Below are 22,802 nucleotides of genomic sequence, written 5' to 3'. Positions count from 1 at the left end.
GCGGTGGAACAGTTCCCTCCCGCCCGCGAGGGCCGCTGTGGCTAGCTGGACCGCGACTTCCCTGTGCCAGGCGACCCGAGGTGGCGAGTGCGCGCATGACCGAGCTGGATTCCCTGCGACGGCTGGAAAGCAGGCCGCGCGCCGAACGGCGCCGCACGCTGCTGGGCCTGGTGCGACGGGCGACGTCGGCGGTGCTGGGCGGGCCGCTCCCGGCCGGCCGCACCTTCGCCGACCTCGGGTTCGACTCCCTGCTGGCGGTCAAGCTGCACGCGTGGCTGAGCGCCGAAACCGGGCTCGACCTGCCGGTGACCCTCGCCTACGACCATCCCGGGCCGGAAGCGCTGGCGGGCTTCCTCGACGAGTGTCTCTTCGGAGCCGAGGCCGTGGACGCCGCGGCAGGCGAGGCGGCCTCCGGCGAACCGATCGTCATCGTCGGCATCGGCTGCCGCTTCCCCGGCGGCGCGGATTCGCCCGCCGCCCTGTGGTCCCTGGTGGACGAAGGCAGGGACGTCGTCACCGAGTTCCCGCGCGACCGCGGCTGGGACGTCGACGGCCTCTACGACCCCCGGCCGGGTACACCGGGCCGGACCTACGTGCGCCACGGCGGGTTCCTGCCCGGCGCGGCCGAGTTCGACGCCGGGTTCTTCGGGATCTCGCCGCGCGAGGCGCTCGCGATGGATCCGCAGCAGCGCCTGGCCCTGGAGACGGCGTGGGAGGCACTTGAGCGCGCCGGGATCGACGCCGGGACCCTGACCGGCAGCCGGACGGGAGTGTTCGTCGGCGTCGAGCCGCAGGAATACGGCACCCGCCTGGCCGACGCGCCCGAGGGCCTCGACGGTCTCCTGCTCACCGGCAGCGCGCCGAGCGTCGTCTCCGGCCGGATCGCGTACACCTTGGGCCTGCAAGGGCCCGCGCTGACCGTCGACACCGCTTGCTCCGGCTCGCTGGTCGCCCTCCACCTCGCGGTCCGCGCGCTGCGGAACGGCGAGTGCGGACTCGCCCTGGCCGGCGGGGTGGCGGTGCTCGGCACACCCGGTCCGTTCGTGGCGTTCTCGCATCAGCGCGGCCTGGCTCCGGACGGGCGCTGCAAGCCGTTCTCGGCCGCCGCGGACGGCACCGCTTGGGCCGAGGGCGCGGGAATGTTCGTGCTGGAAAGGCTTTCCGACGCCGAGCGCGACGGCCATCCGGTCCTCGCGGTGATCCGGGGCAGCGCGGTCAACTCCGACGGCGCGTCGAACGGGCTCACCGCGCCGAACGGCCCGTCCCAGCAGCGGGTGATCCGCGCGGCGCTGGCCGATGGCGGGATCGGGGCGTCCACTGTGGACGCTGTCGAGGCGCACGGGACCGGGACCACCCTCGGCGACCCGATCGAGGCGCAGGCGCTGCTGTCGACCTATGGCCAGAACCGCGAAACGCCGCTGTGGCTGGGGTCGGTGAAGGCCAACATCGGACACGCGCAGGCCGCCGCGGGCGCGGCCGGGGTGATCAAGATGATCATGGCGCTCCAGCACGATCGCCTGCCGCGCACCCTGCACGGCGACGACCCGACGTCGGCGGTCGACTGGTCTTCCGGCGCGGTCTCGTTGCTGGCCGAGCCGGTGGAGTGGCCTCGCGGCGAGGAACCGCGCCGGGCCGCCGTCTCGTCGTTCGGCATCTCGGGTACGAACGCCCACCTGATCCTCGAGGAACCGGCGCCCGCAGTGCCCGATGAGCCCACACCTGACGTTTCGGGGCCGGTCGCCGTCGCGTTCTCGGCGGCCGACCCGGACGCGTTGCGCGCTCGTGCGGCCCAGCTCGCGGACGTCGAAGCGAACCCGGCGGACCTCGCCTTCTCGCTGGCCAAGACCCGGGCGACGCTGGCCGAGCGCGCTTTCGTCGTCGCCTCGGACGCCGCGAGCCTGACGGACGCCTTGACCGCTTTCGACGACCGCGTGCTGCGCGGCGGACCGCTCCCGGAGCCCGCCGAACTCGCGTACCTGTTCACCGGACAGGGCGCCCAGCGGATCGCGATGGGCCGCGGGCTCTACGACGCTTACGACGTCTACGCGGAGGCTTTCGACGAGGTCTGCGCCCACACGGACCTGCAGCTCGACCTCCCGCTGCGGGACGTGGTGTTCGGCGACGCGGACCCGGCGCTGCTGGACCGGACCGACTACGCGCAGCCCGCGCTGTTCGCCGTCGAGGTCGCCCTGTTCCGGCTGCTGGAGTCCTGGGGCGTCGTGCCCGCCTACCTCTGCGGGCACTCGGTCGGCGAGTTCGCGGCCGCGCACGTCGCGGACGTGCTGTCGCTGTCCGACGCCGCGATGCTGGTGACCGCGCGCGGCAGGCTCATGCGCGAGCTGCCCGGCGGCGGCGCGATGGTTTCCCTGCGTACCAACGAAGAAACGGCACGCGCGCTGCTGATCGGGCACGAAGAGCACGGCGGGATCGCCGCGGTCAACGGCGAGGAGGCCGTCGTGCTGTCCGGCGCCCGCGCCGCACTCGAAGCGGCGATCTCCGGCTTCGACGGCAAGGTCAAATGGCTCAACGTCAGCCACGCCTTCCACTCGCCGCTGATGCGGGACATGCTCGACGACTTCGCCCGGATCGCGCGGCTCGCCGACTACCGCCCCGCGCGTCTGCCGATCGTATCGACCGTCACCGGCGAGATCGGCGGGCACGACACGCCCGAGTACTGGATCCGGCACGTCGAGGCGGCCGTCCGGTTCGCCGACGCGCTGCGCGTCCTGCGGGAAGCCGGCTGCGGCACCTACCTCGAACTGGGCCCGGACGGCGTCCTGTCGGCGCTGGTGGACGACGGTGTCGCGCGCCCGCTGCTCCGCCGCGAGCGACCCGAGGTCCCCGAACTCCTGACCGCGCTGGGCACCGCCCACGTCCGGGGAGCGGACGTCGACTTCGCGGCGCTCGCCCCGGGCGGCCGACGGATCGATCTGCCCACTTACCCGTTCCAGCGGTCGCGGTACTGGCTCACTCCCGGTCCGGGCGGGGACGCGCGCGGGCTCGGCCTGCGCCGCGCCGAACATCCGCTTCTCGGCGCGGTGGTCGCGGTCCCCGGCGGCGACACCGTGTTCACCGCCCGGCTCTCGGTCACCGACCAGCCGTGGCTGAACGGCCATCGCGTCGGCGGCGACATCCTGTTCCCCGGCACCGGTTTCCTCGAACTGGCCCTGCACGCGGGCGCCGAGACCGGCTGCGGATGCGTCGAGGAGCTGACCCTGGGCGCACCGCTCGTGCTCACCGCGCCGGTCGAGGTCCAGGTCGTGGTGGCCGCCGCGGACGACGACGGCCGTCGCGCGATCACCGTCCATTCGCGACCGGAGCACGGCGAGGAGTGGACGCGGCACGCGAACGGCGTCCTCGCCGCCGAAGTCGACGTCACCGCTCCGGACGTCGCGTGGCCGCCTCAGGGAGAATCCCTTTCCCTGGAAGGCTTTTACGACGATCTGCCCGGCTTCGACTACGCGGGCGCGTTCCGCGGCCTGCGGGCGGTGTGGGTCGACGGCGACGACGTCCACGCCGAAGTCGAGCTTCCCGGCGACGAGCACGGCGGCTTCGGCGTCCATCCGGCCCTGCTGGACGCCGGTCTGCACGCGATGTTCTTCCGCGAGTCGGCGGAGACCGCCGGTGGGCTGCCGTTCTCGTGGTCGGGAGTCCGCCTGCGGGCGAGCGGCGCGACCGCGTTACGGCTGCGGGTCACCTTCCACACGGAGGACACCGTTTCGCTGACCGCCGTCGATCCGTCGGGCGCCGAGGTGCTGAGCGTCGGGTCTCTGGTCGTCCGCCGCCCGGCCGCTCGCGGACGGGACCTTCCCACCGGACTGTTCACCGTGGACTGGACGCCGGTCGCGGTCGCGGAACCGGTGGCGTGCACGGCGTATCCGGAGGTCGTCCCCGGCAAGCCCGCCGTGCTTTCGGTACTGCCGGAAGGCGATCCGGTGGTCTCCGCGCACGAACTCGGCACCCGGGTCCTGGAAGTGCTCCAGGACTGGGTGACGCGGGAAGAGTCCACTTTGGTCGTCCACACGCGACACGCGGCAGGGCCGGACGCCACCGATCCGGCCGCCGCGTCGATCTGGGGTCTGGTGCGCAGCGCGCAGGCCGAACACGAGGGCCGGTTCGTTCTCGTCGACGGCGAGGCCGAAGACGTGCCGATGGCCGTGGCGACCGGGGAACCGCAGGTCGCGGTGCGCGACGGCGTCCCGCTCGTCCCACGGATCGCCGAGGCGGGCGCGGGAATCCTCTTGCCGCCCGAGGGACCCTGGCGGCTGGACAAGTCCGGCGAGGGCACGGTCGAAAACCTCACGCTGACCCCGATCGACGAGCCGGACCTCGGACCGGACGACGTCCGCATCGCCGTCCGGGCGGCCGGGCTGAACTTCCGCGACGTGCTGAACGTCCTGGGCATGTACCCGGGCGAGGCCGGGCCGCTGGGCTGCGAGGTCGCCGGGACGGTGCTGGCCACCGGGACCGCGGTGACCGATCTGGCGCCGGGCGACCGCGTGATGGGCATGGTGCACGGCGGGATCGGCCCGGTCGCCGTCGGCGAGCGCCCGTTCCTGACCCGGGTCCCGGACGCCTGGACCGACGAGCAGGCCGCGACCGTGCCGCTGGTCTTCCTGACCGCCTACTACGCGCTGGCCGACCTGGCCGGGCTCAAGGCGGGCGAGTCGATCCTGATCCATTCGGCCGCGGGCGGGGTCGGGATGGCCGCGACGCAGCTCGCGCGTCATCTGGGCGCGGAGGTGTTCGGCACCGCGAGCGAGGGCAAGCAGCACGTCCTGCGCGCCGCCGGACTGCCCGCGGACCACATCGCCTCTTCGCGGACTCTCGACTTCGCCGAGGACTTCCGGATCGCGACCGGCGGACGCGGGGTCGACGTCGTGCTCAACTCGCTCGCGGGCGAGTTCGTGGACGCCTCCCTCGACGTGACCGCGTCGGGTGGCCGGTTCCTCGAAATGGGCAAGACCGACGTCCGCGCGCCCGAAAACGTCGCGTACCGGGCCTTCGACCTGATCGAAGCGGGCCTGGCGCGGACCGCCGAGATCTGGGCCGAGCTCATCGCCCTGTTCGACAAGGGTGCGCTCACCCCGCTGCCGGTGCGGACCTGGGACGTCCGGCACGCACCCGACGCGTTCCGGTTCGTCAGCCAGGCCCGGCACATCGGCAAGGTCGCGCTGACCGTGCCGCGAGCCCTCGACCCGGAGCGGCCGGTGCTCGTCACCGGGGGCACCGGCGGACTCGGGGCGCTCGTCGCGAAGCATCTCGTGACCACGCACGGCGTCCGCAAACTGCTGCTCACCAGCCGTCGTGGCCCGGACGCGCCGGGCGCGGGCGAACTCGCCGCCGAGCTCACCGGCCTGGGCGCCGAAGTCTGGGTGGTCGCCTGCGACGTCGCCGACCGCGACCGGCTCGCGGCGCTGCTCGACGGCGTCGAGCTGACCGGCGTCGTGCACACCGCGGGTGTCCTCGACGACGGCGTGCTGACCGGCCTGACTCCCGAAAGGCTCGCGAAAGTGTTGCGCCCCAAGGTGGACGCGGCCTGGCACCTGCACGAGCTGACCCTCGGCCACAACCTCGCGCTGTTCGCGCTCTACTCGTCGGTGTCCGGGATCGTCGGCTCGGCGGGCCAGGCCTCCTATGCGGCCGCGAACACGTTCCTGGACGCGCTGGCCGCCCGGCGTCGCGCGCACGGCCTGCCCGCCGTCTCCCTCGCGTGGGGGCTCTGGCGGGAGGGCATGGGCAGCGGGCTGGCCGAGAACGACGTCGACCGCATGGCCCGCGAAGGTCTGCCGCCGCTGACCGCCGAGACCGGGCTGGGCCTGTTCGACGCGGCTCTCGACGGCGGGTTCACCGCCGTCCTGCCGATCGAGGTCGACCGGGCCGCGCTGCGCGCCCACGCCCGGACCACCGAGGTGGCGCCGGTCCTGCGTGGTCTCGCGAAGGTCGCCACCCGGCGCGCCGCGGGACCCGCGACGACGGGCGGCGCCGGCCTGGCCGAGCGGCTCACGGCGTTGCCCGACGAAGAACGCACGGCTCTGCTGATCGATCTGGTGCGGCACAACGCCGCCGCCGTCCTCGGGCACGAGGCGGGCGGCATGATCGACCCGGCGCGCGCGTTCAAGGACCTCGGCTTCGACTCGCTGACGTCGGTCGAACTGCGCAACCGGATCAACGGCGTCACCGGCCTGCGGTTGTCGGCCACCGCCGTGTTCGACCATCCGACCGTCGCCACGCTGGCCGGTCACCTGCTGGCCGAACTGGCCCCGCCGTCGCTCAGCGCGGCCGACGCCGTGCTCGCCGAACTCGACAAGCTCGAAGCGCGCCTGACCGGGGTCGGCGACGACGACGGCCGGGCCGCGGTCGCCGGACGACTGCGGACCCTGCTCGACGGCCTCACCACGACCGGAACCGACGTCGGCGGACGGCTGGAAGACGCGACCGCGGACGAAGTCGTCGACTTCCTGGCCACCGAACTGGGGATTTCCTGATGGCCGACAAGAAAGCCGTCGCCAAGGTGCTCGCCGACATCGAGCGGCTGAGCGAACGCCTGGGCGACCTGAAACCTGAAGACCGCAAGAAGGTCGCGAAGCCGCTGAAGAAGCTGCTGCTGTCCTACGCGGCCGGAGACAAGGACGACGAGTTCGACGACCTGCTCTTCGACGCCGCTGTCGACAAGGTCTTCGGCTTCCTCACCGACGAGATCTTCTGACCAGCGAGGGTGTGATGGCGGACCAAGAGAAGCTTCTCGACCTGCTGAAGCGTGTGACCGGGGACCTGCACCGGACCCGGGAACGGCTGCGCGACGCCGAGGACGGACGGCACGAGCCGATCGCGATCGTCGGCATGGCCTGCCGGTTCCCCGGTGGCGCGGACACGCCCGCCGCGCTGTGGGATCTGGTCGAATCCGGCCGCGACGGGATCGGCGAGTTCCCGGCCGATCGCGGCTGGGACACCTCCGGCCTGTTCGACGACGACCCCGACCGGCGCGGCACCACCTACGTGCGCACCGGCGGTTTCCTGCCCGGCGCGGCCGGGTTCGACGCCGAGTTCTTCGGGATCTCGCCGCGCGAGGCGCTGGCGATGGAACCGCAGCAGCGGCTGCTGCTGGAGGTCGGCTGGGAGGCCGTCGAACGCTCCGGTCTCGACCCGGCCGCGCTGCGCGGCAGCCCGACCGGTGTCTACGTCGGCGTTTCCGCGCAGGAATACGGGCCGCGGCTGCACAACCCGGGTGACACGGTGGACGGCTACCTGCTCACCGGCACCACCTGCAGTGTCCACTCCGGACGGATCGCGTACCAGCTGGGCCTGGAAGGTCCGGCGGTGTCGATCGACACGGCGTGCTCGTCGTCCTTGGTCGCGGTGCACGCGGCGGTGCGCGGCCTGCGCGCGGGGGAGTGTACCCTGGCGCTGGCCGGCGGCGTCAATCTCATGGCGTCGCCAGGGATCTTTGTCGACTTCGCGCGTCAACGTGGCCTGGCGCCGGACGGGCGCTGCAAGTCCTTCTCCGACGACGCCGACGGCACCGCCTGGGCCGAGGGCGTCGGGATGCTCGTGCTGGAGCGGCTTTCGGACGCCCAGCGCAACGGACACCGAATCCTCGCCGTGGTGCGGGGAACCGCGGTGAACTCCGACGGCGCGTCGAACGGGCTCACCGCGCCGAACGGGCCGTCGCAGCAGCGCGTGATCCGCGCGGCGCTCGCCGACGCGCGACTGTCCACTTCGGACGTCGACGCCGTCGAGGCGCACGGCACGGGAACCCGGCTGGGCGACCCGATCGAGGCCGAAGCCTTGATGGCCACCTACGGCCGCGACCGGGATCGTCCGCTGTTCCTCGGTTCGGTCAAGTCGAACTTCGGGCACGCGCAGGCCGCGGCGGGGGTCGCCGGGATCATCAAGATGGTCGAGGCGATGCGGCAGGGCGTCTTGCCGCCCACCTTGAACGTCGGCACGCCCAGCCGCGAGGTCGACTGGTCCGCCGGGCCGGTCTCGCTGCTGACCGAACGCACTCCCTGGCCCGAGACCGGCCGCCCGCGGTCGGCGGCGGTCTCGTCGTTCGGGATCAGCGGGACCAACGCGCACGTCGTGCTGGAGCAGGCGCCCGAGGCGGAACCCGCTCTTGTCCGGGAACCGCCCGCCATCGTGCCGTTGCTGCTGTCGGCTGCCACGGAACCGGCGCTGGCCGCGCAGGCGTCCCGCCTGCTTTCGGTCGCCGGAACGGTTGAGCCGATCGACGTCGCCCACACGCTGACCACCCGCGCGGCGCTGCCGTACCGGGCTGTCGTCACGGGAACGGACTGGGAGACTCTTTCGGCCGGTCTGGCCGACGTGGCCGCGACCCGCGTCTCCGAGGGCGGGCTGGCTTTCCTGTTCACCGGCCAGGGTTCGCAGCGTCTCGGTATGGGAACCGAGCTGTATCAGGCGTTTCCGGTGTTCGCGGCCGCTTACGATGAGGTTTGCGCGCTGCTGCCGGAGATCGGCGATCTGTCGCGGACGGAGTTCGCGCAGCCCGCGATCTTCGCTCTTGAGGTGGCGCTGTTCCGGTTGGTGGAGTCCTGGGGTGTTCGGCCCGACTTCCTGGCCGGGCATTCGATCGGTGAGATCGCGGCGGCTCACGTGGCCGGGGTGTTCTCGTTGGAGGACGCCGCGAAGCTCGTCGTGGCGCGTGGCCGGTTGATGCAGGCCCTTCCCGAGGGCGGCGTGATGGTCGCGGTGCAGGCGTCCGAGGACGAACTCGGCGACCTGCCGGACGGCGTTTCGCTGGCGGCGGTGAACGGTCCGTCGTCCGTGGTGTTGTCTGGCGCCGAGGAGCCGACTCTCGCCTTCGTGGAACGCTTCAGCGACCGGAAGACCAAACGTCTCGATGTTTCGCACGCGTTCCATTCGGTGCTGATGGAACCGATGCTGGACGACTTCGCCGCGGTGGTCGGGGAACTGACGTTCTCGGAGCCGCGTATCGCGATGCTGTCGCCCGTGACCGACCCGGCCTACTGGGTCGCCCATGTCCGTGAGACCGTGCGGTTCTCCGACGCGGTGGAGCGTCTGACGGCGGCCGGGGTCACCAAGTTCTTCGAGCTCGGTCCGGACGCCGTGCTCAGTGCCTTGGTCGATGGCGGGATTCCCGCGCTGCGCCGTGGCCACGACGAACCCCGGCAACTGGTCGCCGCGCTCGGCGTGCTGCACTCGCGCGGTGCCGCCGTCGACTGGGCCGCGTACCTCGGCGGAAGCGGCCGGTTCACCGAACTGCCGACGTATGCCTTCCAGCACGAGTACTTCTGGCTTGGCCAGGAAAGCGACGCCGACGTCACCGCGGCCGGGCTCGCCGCCGCCGACCATCCGCTGCTCGGTGCCGCGGTGTCCGTCGCCGCCGACGACGGTGTCCTGCTCACCGGACGGCTTTCGCTCGACCGGCACCCGTGGCTGGCCGACCACGTCGTCGCGGGCCGTGTCCTCGTCCCCGGCACCGCGTTCGCCGAACTCGCCGTCCGCGCGGGCGACGAAGCCGGCTGCGCGGGGGTGGAAGAGCTGATCCTCCAGGAACCGCTGGTCCTCGAACCCGGCGCTGCCCCCGAAGTCCAGGTCGTCGCGGGGGCCGCCGACGAGCACGGCCGCCGACCGGTGTCGATCCACTCGCGGCTGCCGGAGCGTCCGTGGATCACCCACGCCACCGGCTTCCTCGGGAACCCAGCGGTGTCCACTATGGACATTTCTTGGCCGCCCGAGGGCGCCGAAGCCTTGGGTCTCGAAGACGCCTACGACCGGCTCGCCGCCGCCGGACTGGCCTACGGGCCGATGTTCCAGGGCCTGCGCAAGGTCTGGCGGCGCGGCACCGAGATCTTCGCCGAAGTCGCCCTGCCGGATCCCGGGCAGGCGGAGAAGTTCGGCCTCCATCCGGCGTTGCTGGACGCCGCGCTCCAGGCCACCGCCGTTCCCGGCGAAGACCAGGGATCGGTTCCTTTCGCCTGGCGTGACGTCGTCCTGCACGCGCGGGGCGCGACCGAATTGCGCGTCCACGCCCGGCCGGGCGCAGACGGCTCGTTCGCGCTCGACCTCGCCGACGGGACCGGGGCGCCGGTCGCCACGATCGGCGGGCTGAGCGTCCGCGCCGTCACGGCCACGGCCTCGGCACAGGACGGCCTCTATCGCGTCGAGGACGTTCCGCTTCCCGCCGGTTCGGCGGACGTCAAGCCCGCCGCGGTCCTGGAAGCCGACGCGCTCGACACCACGCTCACCGCGCTGCAAGATTTCCTGGCCACGGATGACGCCGATCCACTGGTGGTGCTGACCAAGCACGAAGGCGCGGTCGAGGGTCTGGTCCGGGCCGCGCAGGCGGAGCATCCGGACCGGATCGTCCTGGTCCGCGGTACCCGGGCCGACGTCGAGGGCGCTCTGGCCACCGGTGAACCCGAGGTGCGCGCCGTCGACGGGTCGCTGTTCGCGCCACGGCTGGCCAGGGCCGGATCCGGCGAGTCCACACTGGACACTTCCGGGACCGTGCTGATCACCGGGGGGACCGGCGGACTCGGCGCCCGTCTCGCCCGGCATCTCGTCGCCCACCACGGCGTCCGGCATCTGCTGCTGGTCAGCCGTCGCGGCGAGGCCGCGCCCGGCGCCCAGGAGCTCGCCGAGGAACTCGGGGCCAAGGTCGAGGCCTGCGACGTCGCCGACCGTGATCAGGTGCGCGAACTCCTGGCCCGGGCCGAGCCGCCGGTCACCGGGGTCGTCCACGCGGCCGGCGTCCTCGACGACGGCGTCGTCACCTCGCTCACGCCCGAGCGGCTCGACGGTGTCTTCTGGGCGAAGGCGACTGCCGCCCACGTGCTCGACGAACTCACCGGCGACCTCGACTTCTTCGTGCTGTTCTCCTCGATCGCCGGGGTGTTCGGCTCACCGGGTCAGGCGGCGTACTCGGCCGCCAACGCCGCTCTCGACGCCCTCGCGCGGAAGCGTCGCGCCGACGGGAAGCCCGCCCAGTCGCTGGCCTGGGGCTTGTGGCGGGACGGGATGGGCGCCGCGCTCAGCGGCACCGACCGGGACCGGATCGGCAGGGACGGTTTCGGGGCTCTCGATCCCGAAGAAGGCCTCGCGCTGTTCGACGCCGCCGTGGCCGAAGGCGGTCCCGTGCTCGTTCCGGTGCGGCTCGACCTCGCGGCCGTCCGCAACGCCGGGGTCCCGCCCCTGCTGCGCGGGCTGGTCCGCGTCCGGCCCCGCCGCGAAGCCGCCCGTCGTACGGACACCGGCTTGGCGGGACGGCTCGCGGGGCTGTCCGAGACTGACCGGGAAGCCCTGCTTGTCGACCTGGTGCGGGCCCGCGTCGCGGCCGTCCTCGGCCGGGCGGGCGCCGGCACCGTGGAGCCTTCGCGGCCGTTCACCGAACTGGGCTTCGACTCGCTGACCTCGGTCGAGCTGCGCAACGAACTCACCGCCGAGACCGGCCTGCGGCTGCCCGCGACGCTCGTTTTCGACCACCCGACCCCGGCGGCGGTGGCCGCGTTCCTCGGCACCGAACTGCTCGGCGCCCCGGAGCCTGCCCGTCCGGTGGCGACCCGCCGCGGCGCCGCCGACGAGCCGATCGCGATCGTCGCGATGAGCTGCCGCTATCCCGGCGGGGTCCGGTCGCCCGAGGAGCTGTGGGACCTCGTCGACGCGGGCACCGACGCGATCTCGCCGTTCCCCGGCGGGCGCGGCTGGGACGTCGAAGGCATCTACGACCCCGAACCGGGCCTGCCCGGCAAGACCTACACCCGGCACGGCGGATTCCTGCACGACGCGGGCGAATTCGACCCCGAGTTCTTCGGGATCTCGCCGCGGGAAGCGCTCGCGATGGATCCGCAGCAGCGTCTCCTGCTGGAAATCAGCTGGGAGGCCCTCGAACGCGCCCGGCTCGACCCGGCGTCGCTGAAGGGCAGCGCCACCGGCGTGTTCGCCGGGATCATGTACTACGACTACGCCGCGAAGCTGGCCAGCGTCCCCGACAGCGTCGCCGGATTCCTCGGCACCGGCACCTCGGCCAGCGTGCTGTCCGGCCGGGTCGCGTACACCCTCGGGCTGGAGGGTCCGGCGGTGTCGGTCGACACGGCGTGTTCGTCTTCGCTGGTCGCCCTGCATCTCGCCGCCCGTTCGCTGCGGGCGGGAGAGTGCGACATGGCGCTCGCCGGCGGGGTCACCGTGATGGCGACGCCGGAGACGTTCCTCGACTTCTCCCGCCAGCGAGGGCTTTCCCCGGACGGCCGCTGCAAGTCGTTCTCCGCCGACGCCGACGGCACCGGCTGGTCGGAAGGCGCCGGGGTGCTCGTGCTGGAACGGCTTTCCGACGCCCGCCGCAACGGGCATCCGGTGCTGGCCGTGGTCCGCGGTTCGGCGGTCAACCAGGACGGCGCGTCCAACGGCCTCACCGCGCCGAACGGTCCCTCGCAGCAGCGCGTGATCCGCGCGGCGCTCGCCGACGCCGGTCTGTCCACTTCGGACATCGACGCGGTCGAGGCGCACGGCACGGGTACGCGGCTGGGCGACCCGATCGAGGCGCAGGCGCTCATCGCGACCTACGGCGCCGAGCGGGACGAGCCGCTGTGGTTCGGTTCGGTCAAGTCGAACCTCGGGCACACGCAGGCCGCGGCCGGGGTCGCCGGGATCATCAAGATGGTCGAGGCGATGCGGCGCGGCACCCTGCCCCGGACCCTGCACGCGGCGGAACCCTCGACCGAGGTCGAATGGGACGCCGGCGAGATCGAACTCCTGCGTGAAGCGCGGCCGTGGCCGGAGGCGGGGCGTCCGCGCCGCGCCGCGGTGTCGTCGTTCGGGATCAGCGGGACCAACGCGCACGTCGTCCTGGAACAGGTTGCGGCCGAAGCGCCCGCAGAGCCTGCTTCGCATGGCGTCGTGCCCTGGGTTCTTTCCGCGAAGACCGATCAGGCACTGGCCGAACGCGCTCGCGCTCTGCTGTCTCTTGCGGACACTCAGGACCCGCGTGACGTCGCGTACTCCCTGGCCACGACACGGACCGCGCACGAGCGACGGGCAGCCGTCGTCGGCGCGGACGTGGATGCGCTCCGGGCCGGGCTCGAAGCCGTCGCCGAAGGTGGCGGGATCACCGGTAAGGCGCAGTCGGGCAAGCTGGCTTTCCTGTTCACGGGCCAGGGTTCTCAGCGTGTCGGGATGGGCACTGAGCTGTATCAGGCGTTTCCGGTGTTCGCGGCGGCGTATGACGAGGTTGCCGCGCTGCTGCCGGAGATCGGCGATCTGTCGAGGACGGAGTTCGCGCAGCCCGCGATCTTCGCTCTTGAGGTGGCGCTGTTCCGGTTGGTGGAGTCGTGGGGTGTGCGGCCGGATTTCCTGGCCGGGCATTCGATCGGTGAGATCGCGGCGGCTCACGTGGCCGGGGTGTTCTCGTTGGAGGACGCCGCGAAGCTCGTCGTGGCGCGTGGTCGGTTGATGCAGGCGTTGCCCGAGGGCGGCGTGATGGTCGCTGTTCAGGCGTCCGAGGACGAGCTCGGTGACCTGCCGGCCGGGGTTTCGCTGGCCGCGGTGAACGGCCCGACGTCCTTGGTGTTGTCCGGTGCCGAAGAGCCGACGCTCGCCGTCGTGGCAGGGTTCAGCGGACGCAAGACCAAGCGGCTCGATGTGTCGCACGCGTTCCACTCGGTCTTGATGGAGCCGATGCTGGACGACTTCGCCGCCGTGGTGCGGAGCTTGGAGTTCTCGGAGCCGCGCGTTCCGATCCTGTCACCGATGACCGACCCGGCGTACTGGGTGACGCACGTACGGGACACCGTCCGGTTCTCCGACGCTGTCGAGACACTCCGCGCCGAGGGCGTCACGAAGTTCCTCGAACTCGGCCCCGACGCGGTGCTCTCGGCGCTCACCGAAGGCATCCCCCTGCTGCGCAAGGGACGCGACGAAGCCGTGACGGCGATGACCGCGCTCGCCACCCTGCACGTCCAGGGTGTCCGCGTCGGCTGGGACGGCGTCCTGCCCGGCGCGCGTGCGCTCGACCTGCCGACCTATCCGTTCCAGCGCAAGCACTTCTGGCTGGACCCGGCGCCGGTCGCGGATCTCTCGTCGGCCGGGCTCGACTCGCCGGGGCACCCGCTGCTCGCCGCCGGGCTCTCGCTCGCCGAGGGCGACGGCACGGTCCTCACCGGACGGCTTTCGCTCGCGACGCACCCCTGGCTCGCCGGGCACACCGTGCACGACACCGTCCTGCTGCCCGGCGCGGCGCTCGCCGAACTCGCCGTCCGGGCGGGTGACGAGGCCGGGCGGCCGCGGCTGGTCGAACTGACCTTGCACGCGCCCGTGGTGATCCCCGAGAGCGGGCCGATCGAACTCCAGGTCGCGGTCAGCGGCGCGGCGGCGGTGACCATCCACTCGCGGATCCCCGGCGAGGACTGGGAACTCAACGCGCTCGGCCTGCTGGCCGAAGCCGATCCGCCGGTCAAGGGATTCGCGTGGCCGGACGGCCTCGAGCCCATCGACCTCGGCTCGTTCTACGACGACCTCGCCGACCGCGGGTTCGCCTACGGCCCGCTGTTCCAGGGCCTGCGGGCGGCGTGGCGGCACGGCGAGGACCGCTACGCCGAGATCTCCCTGCCGGAGGAGGCGCGCGACGACGCGGCCCGCTTCGGCATCCACCCCGCGCTGTTCGACGCCGCCCTGCACGGCATGTTCCTCGGCGAAGGCGAGGAATCGGGGGCGCTCCCGTTCAGCTGGAGCGACGTCAGCCTGCACGCGACCGGCGCCACGACGGTCCGGGCGCGGCTGCGGTTCCTCGCGCCCGGCGAGGTCTCCGTCGAGCTGACCGATCTCGCCGGGGCGCCGGTGCTGTCGGTCGGCTCACTGGTCGTCCGCGCGGTCAGCGGTGAACAGCTGCGGGCCGGTGAGGACCGGTCGCTGTTCCGTGTCGAGCACATCGCGGCCGAGCCGGCGTCCGCCACGCCGGTGCCGTGGGTGCGGTGGGACGACGTGACCGAGCCGGTGCCGCCGGTGGTCGTCCTGCCGGTGCCGCCGGAGGGGATCCACGCCGTTCTCGTTGTCCTGCAACGTTTCCTGACCGAGTCCCGGTTCTCGGGATCGCGGCTGGTCGTGGTCACCGGCGACAGCCTCGACGACGCGGCGGCTTCCGGACTGGTGCGGTCCGCGCAAGCGGAGAACCCCGGCCGGTTCGTCATCCTCGACGGCGAAGTGTCCGATGTGGACGTCGCGCTGGCCACCGGCGAACCCCGCGTCCGGGTCCGGGACGGCCGGGCCGAGGTGCCGCGGCTGGTCCGGGCCGAGCCCGGGCCGAAGCCGGACTGGGAGTCCGCGGGCACGGTGCTGATCACCGGCGGGACCGGTGGGATCGGGGCACAATTGGCCGAACGGCTCGTCACCGAACACGGTGTCGAACACCTGGTCCTCACTAGCCGTCGCGGCCTCGCCGCCCCCGGCGCCGGCGTGCTGGCCGCGCGGCTTGGCGAGCTGGGTGCGGAGGTGCGTGTCGAAGCGTGCGACGTCGCCGATCGTGATGCGGTGGCCGCCCTGCTCGACGGCATCCCCGACCTGTCGGGCGTCGTGCACGCGGCGGGTGTGCTGGACGACGGTGTCGTCACCACGCTGACGCCGGAACGCCTGGACCGGGTGCTCGGCCCGAAGGCCGACGGCGCCCGTCACCTGCACGAACTGACCCTCGACCGGCCGCTGACCGAGTTCGTGCTGATCTCGTCGGTGTCCGGCGTGCTCGGCGGGCCGGGGCAGGGCAACTACGCCGCGGCCAACGCCTACCTCGACGCGCTGGCCGAACGACGGCACGCCGACGGCCTGCCCGCGCGGTCGCTCGCCTACGGGATGTGGGCGGCCGAGGGGATGGGCGGTGTCCTCGACCAGGCGCTGATCGACAGGATGCGGCGCGACGGCTTCGGCGCCCTGAGTCCGGAGGAGGGTGCGACGCTGTTCGACGTCGCGCCCGGCCCGGTGGCGGTGCCGGTCAAGCTCGACCTGGCCGGGCTGCGGGACCAGGCCCGGGCGGGTGTGCTGCCCGCGCTGCTCACCGGACTCGTCCGGCTGCCCGTGCGACGGGCGGCTTCTCCGGTCGCTTCCGCAGACTCCGTCGCGCTTACGCGTGAGGGGCTGGAAGACCTGGTCCTGACGCACACCGCGCAGGTGCTCGGCTTCGCGACGGCGGGCGAGGTGGACCCGGAGCACGCGTTCACCGATCTCGGGTTCGACTCGCTGACTTCGGTCGACCTGCGCAACCGGCTCGCGGCGGCGGCCGGGCGGCAGCTGGGGGCGACGGTGGTGTTCGACCACCCGACCCCGTCGGCGCTCGCGGCGCACCTCGGCACGCTGCTGTTCCCCGAAGTGGTGGTGCCGGACGAGGCGCGGCTGCGGCGGGCGCTGGCCGGCGCGTCGCTCGACCGGTTCCGGGAGCTCGGGGTGCTGGACGCCCTGGTGAAGCTGGCCGAGGAGGTGCCTTCGTCTGTGTCGTCCGCGTCGTCCGCGTCGTCCGCGTCGTCCGTGGAGCCTGCTGTCGAGTCCATCGACGATCTGGACGTGGGGGACCTGATCAGCCGGGCGATGTCGACCTCCAAGGGCTGAAGGGGACTTTCCCCGCATCGGACGCCGTGAAGGGCGCTTTCCCCGCATGCCATGCGGGGAAAGCGCCCTTCAGTCTTTCCGGACCGGTGCACCAGTAAACCGTCCGGCACGGTCCGAGCTTGTGATTCACAGGTGGCAGATACGACTCTCCGGCACAAAGCGAAATATCTTCAATCCGCTTTCAGGAAACTGTCTCACATTCGCACACGTGTTCGATTCTTGGTATTCTTGTGGGGTGTCCAGCCAGCGAATCCTCGAACCGCCACGGGAGCTGTGGCGTGCCGGTGCGCGGGAACTCGCGCACGGTGTGGTCGAGCGGTTGTCGGTGGCACGGCAGGCGTTGGCGGAGGTCGGGCAGTTCCTGGTGGAGATCGAAGGCCGGGGCCCGATGGAGCTGTTCGGGCATGGCTCGACGGCGGGCTGGTTCGCCGAAACCGCCCGAATCAGCCCGAAGGAAGCAAGCGCCACCGTGGCTCGTGCGGTGGCGGTGAACGAGGGCCGGAATCTGGACGGCACCCCCGCCCCGGCTGTCGCCCCCATCGCCGGGGCCGCCGCGGCCGAAGGAGACCTCGGGCATCAGCAGCTGGATCCTATTTTGGCGGTCCTGAAGAAAATCCCCGACGAGGTGTCGGAGGAAGACCGGTCGGGGGCGGAGCAGATCCTGGTGAATCTGGCCCGTAGTGCCGGTCCACAAGAGATCGGGAAGATCGGCGCGGAACTGCTGGCCCACCTCGACCCGGACGGGAACGAGCCGAAAGACGAGGACCTCAAGTCACCGTCGCGTGAGGTGTATCTGCGGAAACGTGACGACGGCTGGTGGAGACTCAACGGCCTGCTGGACCCGGAATTCGGGGCCCGCGCGAACGCCCTGTTCGAGACCTGGGGACAACGAAGACCCGTCGACGAGGGCGGCAACCGCAACCCCCGTACCCCCGGCGAACGCCGCGGGGACGCACTCTTCGACGCCATCCACTACGCGATGACCAACGACAAAGCCCCCACCCTGTCCGGGGACCGCACCACCATCGTCGTCACCATTCCGCTGGAGACCCTCACTTCAGGACTGGGGTCCGCCTGCGTGGACGAGGTCACCCAGATCACCGCACGCCACGCCCGCATGCTGGCCTGCGACGCCAAACTCATCCCCGCCGTCCTCGGGTCGGAAAGCGAACCGCTCGACATCGGGCGCGCCGCCCGCACCGTCACCCCCGCACAACGCCGAGCTTTGAACCTCCGCGACCACGGCTGCGCCTTCCCCGGGTGTCACCGCAAGCCCAAGCACTGCGAAGCCCACCACATTCTCCCGTGGGGCCACCTCGGCGACACCGACCTCGGCAATCTGTGTCTGCTGTGCCGCTACCACCACATGGTCATCCACGGGCAATCCGGCTGGCAGGTCCGCCTCGCCGCCGACGGACGGCCCGAGTTCATTCCGCCGCAGTACCTCGACCCGCTACAACAACCCCGCCGCAACCACCACTGAACCCCGAGGAAGCCCGCCACCACCACCGGCGACGGGCCCCTCGGCATGCCCACACCCAGGTTTCGCGTGTTTGGTTGGACGGTGCGTGTGATCCGGTGGACGACACGAGTGAGGGGATGCGCGACACGTGTGTCGTGCGGTGAGTCCATGCGTCGTCCACCGGATCGCGCGCAGCGCCCCTGAGGTCACGCGGGACCGCCTGGTTAGTAGGTACCTAAGACACCCTGGCCCTGACCTGCCGCACGACCGCCCGGACCGATCGCCGTCGCGGAAGCAGGTGGGCCCCCGGTTACCGGGGAATGGGGCCGGGGTGGCGAACAGCGCCCGGGGCGAGCGGCGCCCGCGCCCAGGATGAGGCCATGCCCGAGCTGCGTCCGTCTCGTCCGGTCCGGAGAATCTGATGGCGACACCCGAAGAGCTGGTGACCGCGCTGCGGGAATCGGTCAAGGAGAACAGCAGGCTGGCCGCGCGCAACCGCGAGCTCGCCGAAGCGGCGAAAGAGCCGGTCGCGATCATCGGCATGGGATGCCGTTACCCGGGCGGGGCCGACTCGCCCGAGGCGTTGTGGGATCTGGTCGCCGCCGGTCGCGACGCGGTCTCGGAGTTCCCCGAAGACCGCGGCTGGAACCTCGCCGAGCTGTTCCATCCCGACCCCGACCACCCCGGCACGTCCTACGCGCGTGAAGGCGGATTCCTCCACGAGGCCGCCGAATTCGACCCCGAGTTCTTCGGGATCTCGCCGCGTGAAGCGCTCGCGATGGACCCGCAGCAGCGGCTCCTGCTGCAGGTCAGCTGGGAGGCGATCGAGCGCGCCGGACTCGACGCCTCGGCGTTGAAGGGCAGCGCGACCGGCGTGTTCGCCGGGATCATGTACCACGACTACGGTTCAGGCGTCACCGAGCTGCCCGAAGGCGTCGAGGGCTTCCTCGGCACCGGCACGGCGGGCAGCGTGCTTTCCGGCCGAGTCGCCTACACCTTCGGCTTCGAGGGGCCGGCCGTGTCGGTCGACACCGCCTGCTCGTCGTCGCTGGTGGCCGTGCACCTGGCCGCGCAGGCGTTGCGGGCGGGGGAGTGCTCGCTCGCCCTCGCCGGTGGCGCGACCGTGATGGCCATCCCGGACACCTTCATCGAGTTCTCCCGCCAGCGCGGGCTCGCCCCGGACGGGCGCTGCAAGTCGTTCGGCGCGGGCGCCGACGGCACCGGCTGGGGTGAGGGCGCCGGCGTCCTGCTGCTGGAGAAGCTGTCCGACGCCGTCCGCAACGGACACCGCGTACTGGCCGTCGTCCAGGGTTCCGCGGTCAACTCCGACGGCGCGTCGAACGGGCTCACCGCACCGAACGGGCCGTCGCAGCAACGCGTGATCCGCACCGCCCTGAAGAGCGCGGGACTGTCCACTTCGGATATCGACGTCGTCGAGGCGCACGGCACGGGCACGAAACTCGGCGATCCGATCGAGGCCGACACCTTGCTGGCCACCTACGGCCGCGAGCGCGAGAACCCGCTGTGGCTCGGCTCGATCAAGTCCAACATCGGGCACACGCAGGCCGCGGCCGGGGTCGCGGGGATCATCAAGATGGTCGAGGCGCTGCGCCGCGGTGAGCTGCCGCGCACGCTGCACGCCGACGAGCCGTCCCCGCACGTCGCCTGGGATTCCGGCGCGGTCGAACTTCTCACCGAGCACCGGCCCTGGCCCGAGACCGGCCGCCCGCGCGCGGCGGCGGTGTCGTCGTTCGGGATCAGCGGCACCAACTCGCACGTCATCCTCCGGCAAGCCCCCGAACAGGCGCCCGAGACCAAGAGCGGCAAGGCGACCCGGGTCCCGTGGGTGCTCTCGGCCCGCGGCGAAGCCGCCCTGCCCGAGCTGGCCGACCGGCTGCTCCAGACCGGCGGCGACGCCACCGACGTCGCCTGGTCGCTCGCCACCGGCCGCGCGCCGCTGCCGTACCGCGCTGTCGTCACCGGCGCCGACGAAGAAGAACTCCTCGCCGGACTCGGTGCCCTGGCTCGCGGAGAGGCCGCGCCCGGCGTCGTCACCGGCCGCGCGGGCAGCGGCAAACTCGCCTTCCTCTGCACCGGGCAAGGAGCGCAGCGGCTCGCGATGGGTGCCGGGCTCGCCGCCGCGTTCCCTGTCTTCGGGGAGACCTTCGACCGTGTCGCGGAGCGGCTCGACGCGCACACCGGCTTCAAGCTCGCCGAAGTCCTCGCCTGCGAGGACCAGACGAGGATCGACCGGACCGATGCCGCCCAGCCCGCGCTGTTCGCCTTCGAGGTCGCGATGGCCGAGCTGGTGCGGTCCTGGGGCGTCGAACCGGACTACCTGCTCGGGCACTCCATCGGCGAACTCGCCGCGGCGTACATCGCCGGGGTGTGGTCGCTCGACGACGCCGCCCGCCTGGTCGCCGCGCGCGGCCGGTTGATGCAGGCGCAGCCCTCGGGCGGCGTGATGGTCGCGCTGCAGGCCACCGAAGCGGAACTGGACCTGCCCGACGGCGTGAGCATCGCCGCGATCAACGGGCCCTCCTCGGTCGTGCTCTCCGGTGAGGAAGCCGCCGTCACCGCGGTCATCGAAGGGTTCCCGGACCGTCGCACCAAACGGCTTTCGGTCAGCCACGCCTTCCACTCCGCGATGATGGACGGGATGCTCGACGACTTCCGCGAGGTCGCCGCGAGCGTGACGTACGCCGAACCGCGGATCCCGATCATCGCCGGTGACGTGCGCGACCCGGAGTACTGGGTGCGGCAGGTACGCGAGCCCGTCCGGTTCGCCGACGGTGTCGCGGCCCTGCACGCGCGCGGCGTCCGGCGCTTCGTCGAGATCGGGCCCGACGCCTCCCTGACCGCCCTCGGCGCGGACTGTGTCGCCGACGGCACTTTCATCGCCACACAAAGGAAAGATCGTGACGAGGCGGCCGCCGCCGACCTGGCACGGGCGAGGCTCTTCACCGCCGGGGTCCGGCTCGACTGGGCCGGGATGCTCGACGGGGGTGCCCATGTCGACTTGCCGACGTATCCCTTCCGGCGTGACCGCTTCTGGCTCGCCGCCGCCGATCGGAGCACGCCTCCGGCCCGGCGGTACGAGATCGTGTGGCGTCCGATCGAGCCCATCGCGTCCCTGGAAACCTGGACCGTCTACGCCCCCGAGAACCACGCGTGGGCCGAAGCCGCCGCGAAGGCGCTCGACGCGCCCTTGGTGACGGAGGTCCCGGAGAACGGGCCGGTTCTCGCCTTCCCTGCCGACGGGGCCGCGCTCGCCGCCCTCCTTCGGGACTCCCCGGCGAAGATCTGGTGCGCCACCAGTGATCCCGGTGTCGCCGCGGTCGCGCGGGTCGCGGCGATCGAGCAGCCCCGTCGCTGGGGTGGCTGCGTGACCCTGCCCGAGAACCCGGACGCGGCCGACCGCCTCAGGGACGTGCTCGGCGGCCCGGAGGACGAGGTCGCGATCCGCGAGGACGGGATCTTCGCCCGCCGGTTCGTCCCCGCCGCCCCCGCGCCCACCACGGCCTGGACCACCTCCGGCACCGCGCTGATCACCGGCGGCACCGGAGCGCTGGGCGCGCTGGTGGCCGAACGGCTGATCCGTGCCGGAACCGAACACGTGGTGCTCCTTTCGCGGCGCGGTGAGGACGCGCCCGGAGCGGCGGAGCTTCGCCGGAAACTGGAAGGCCTCGGCGCCCGCGTCAGCATCCACGCCTGCGACGCCGCCGACCGCGACGCAGTGTCCACAGTGGTCACCGGCCTCGGCGACCTCAAAGTGGTCGTGCACACCGCCGGCGTCCTCGACGACGCGCTGCTCGACGACGTCACCCCGGAGCGGTTCGAAGCCGTCGCCCGGCCGAAGGTGACCGCCGCGCGGCATCTGCGGGAGCTCACGAAGGACCTCGACGCGCTGGTGCTGTTCTCCTCCGTCGCCGGGGTGCTCGGAAACGGCGGTCAGGCCGCCTACGCCGCCGCGAACGCGGAACTCGACGCGCTCGCGACCCGGTGGCGGGCCGAAGGGATCAAGGCGGTGTCGATCGCTTGGGGTCCGTGGGCCGAGGGCGGGATGGCCGAAGCCGTCGACGACGCCGTCCGCCGCAAGGGTTTGCGCCCGATGACCCCCGAAGCGGCGGCGGAGGAGTTCGTCCGGGCGATCGCCGCGGACGACACCTGCGTCACCGTCGCCGATTTCGACTGGCCGTCGTTCTTCGAGGACTTCCGTGCCGCGCCGATGCTCGCCGAGCTGCCGCGACCGGAGACCGCGGCCGCCGAAGCCCCCGTGGTGGATCTCCGGTCGCGGCTGGCCGGGCTGATCGAGCCCGAGCAGCGGCGGCTGCTGCTGAAGGTCGCCCGCGAGACCGTCGCCCGCGTGCTCGGTCATCCGGACACCTCGGCCATCGGGCCGGACCGCGCGTTCACCGAGCTCGGCTTCGACTCGCTGACCGCGGTCGAACTGCGCAACCGTCTCGACGCCGCGACCGGCCTCGCCGTGCCCGCGACGCTCGTCTTCGACCATCCGACCCCGCAGGCCCTCGCCGCCTACCTCTGGCAGGAACTCGCGGGAACCACCGAGGACGCCGACGTGGAAGGCCTGCTCGACGGGCTGGAAGCCGCGCTCGGCCGTCTCGACCCGGGCAGCGACGAGCACGCCAAGGCGGGTGCGCGGCTGCGGAAACTCGCCGAGAGCCTCGACGGGCCCGGCTTCACGCCGTCTTCGGACGACGAACTCTTCGCCTTCATTGACCAGCAACTCGGCGCTTGAGCCGGGTGCACGCGA

5 protein-coding genes are annotated in these 22,802 nt (G+C 72.3%); all 5 read left to right on the top strand.

From position 1 onward, the window contains the following. The first annotated feature begins 95 nt into the window (after positions 1-95). The 5 genes from AB0N89_RS05405 to AB0N89_RS05385 all read left to right on the top strand — a co-directional run bounded on the left by AB0N89_RS05405 (position 96) and on the right by AB0N89_RS05385 (position 22,787). The gene (locus AB0N89_RS05405; RefSeq protein WP_364200446.1) at positions 96-6,488 is read left to right on the top strand and encodes an SDR family NAD(P)-dependent oxidoreductase; all 6,393 of its coding nucleotides are present in this window, start codon (positions 96-98) and stop codon (positions 6,486-6,488) included. Then, the gene (locus AB0N89_RS05400; protein WP_364200445.1) at positions 6,488-6,709 is read left to right on the top strand and encodes a hypothetical protein; all 222 of its coding nucleotides are present in this window, start codon (positions 6,488-6,490) and stop codon (positions 6,707-6,709) included. Before AB0N89_RS05405 ends, AB0N89_RS05400 begins: the two co-directional genes overlap by 1 nt. 14 nt (positions 6,710-6,723) lie before the next feature. Continuing rightward, entirely contained in the window at positions 6,724-16,566 is a 9,843-nt protein-coding gene (locus tag AB0N89_RS05395; RefSeq protein ID WP_364200443.1) for a type I polyketide synthase, read from the top strand. Positions 16,567-16,801: 235 nt separating this feature from the next. Then, positions 16,802-18,049 carry a DUF222 domain-containing protein gene (locus tag AB0N89_RS05390; protein ID WP_364200442.1) on the top strand — a complete coding sequence of 416 codons (1,248 nt, stop codon included), beginning with the start codon at positions 16,802-16,804 and terminating at the stop codon, positions 18,047-18,049. 400 nt (positions 18,050-18,449) lie between these two features. Beyond that, positions 18,450-22,787, top strand: coding sequence for a type I polyketide synthase (locus AB0N89_RS05385; RefSeq protein ID WP_364200440.1), 4,338 nt, complete (start codon positions 18,450-18,452; stop codon positions 22,785-22,787). Positions 22,788-22,802: the final 15 nt, after the last annotated feature.

Source organism: Amycolatopsis sp. NPDC089917 (assembly GCF_040684635.1).
Taxonomy (GTDB): domain Bacteria; phylum Actinomycetota; class Actinomycetes; order Mycobacteriales; family Pseudonocardiaceae; genus Amycolatopsis.
Note: the sequence above shows the minus strand (reverse complement) of the source record. Positions and strands in the feature narration are given on the sequence as shown.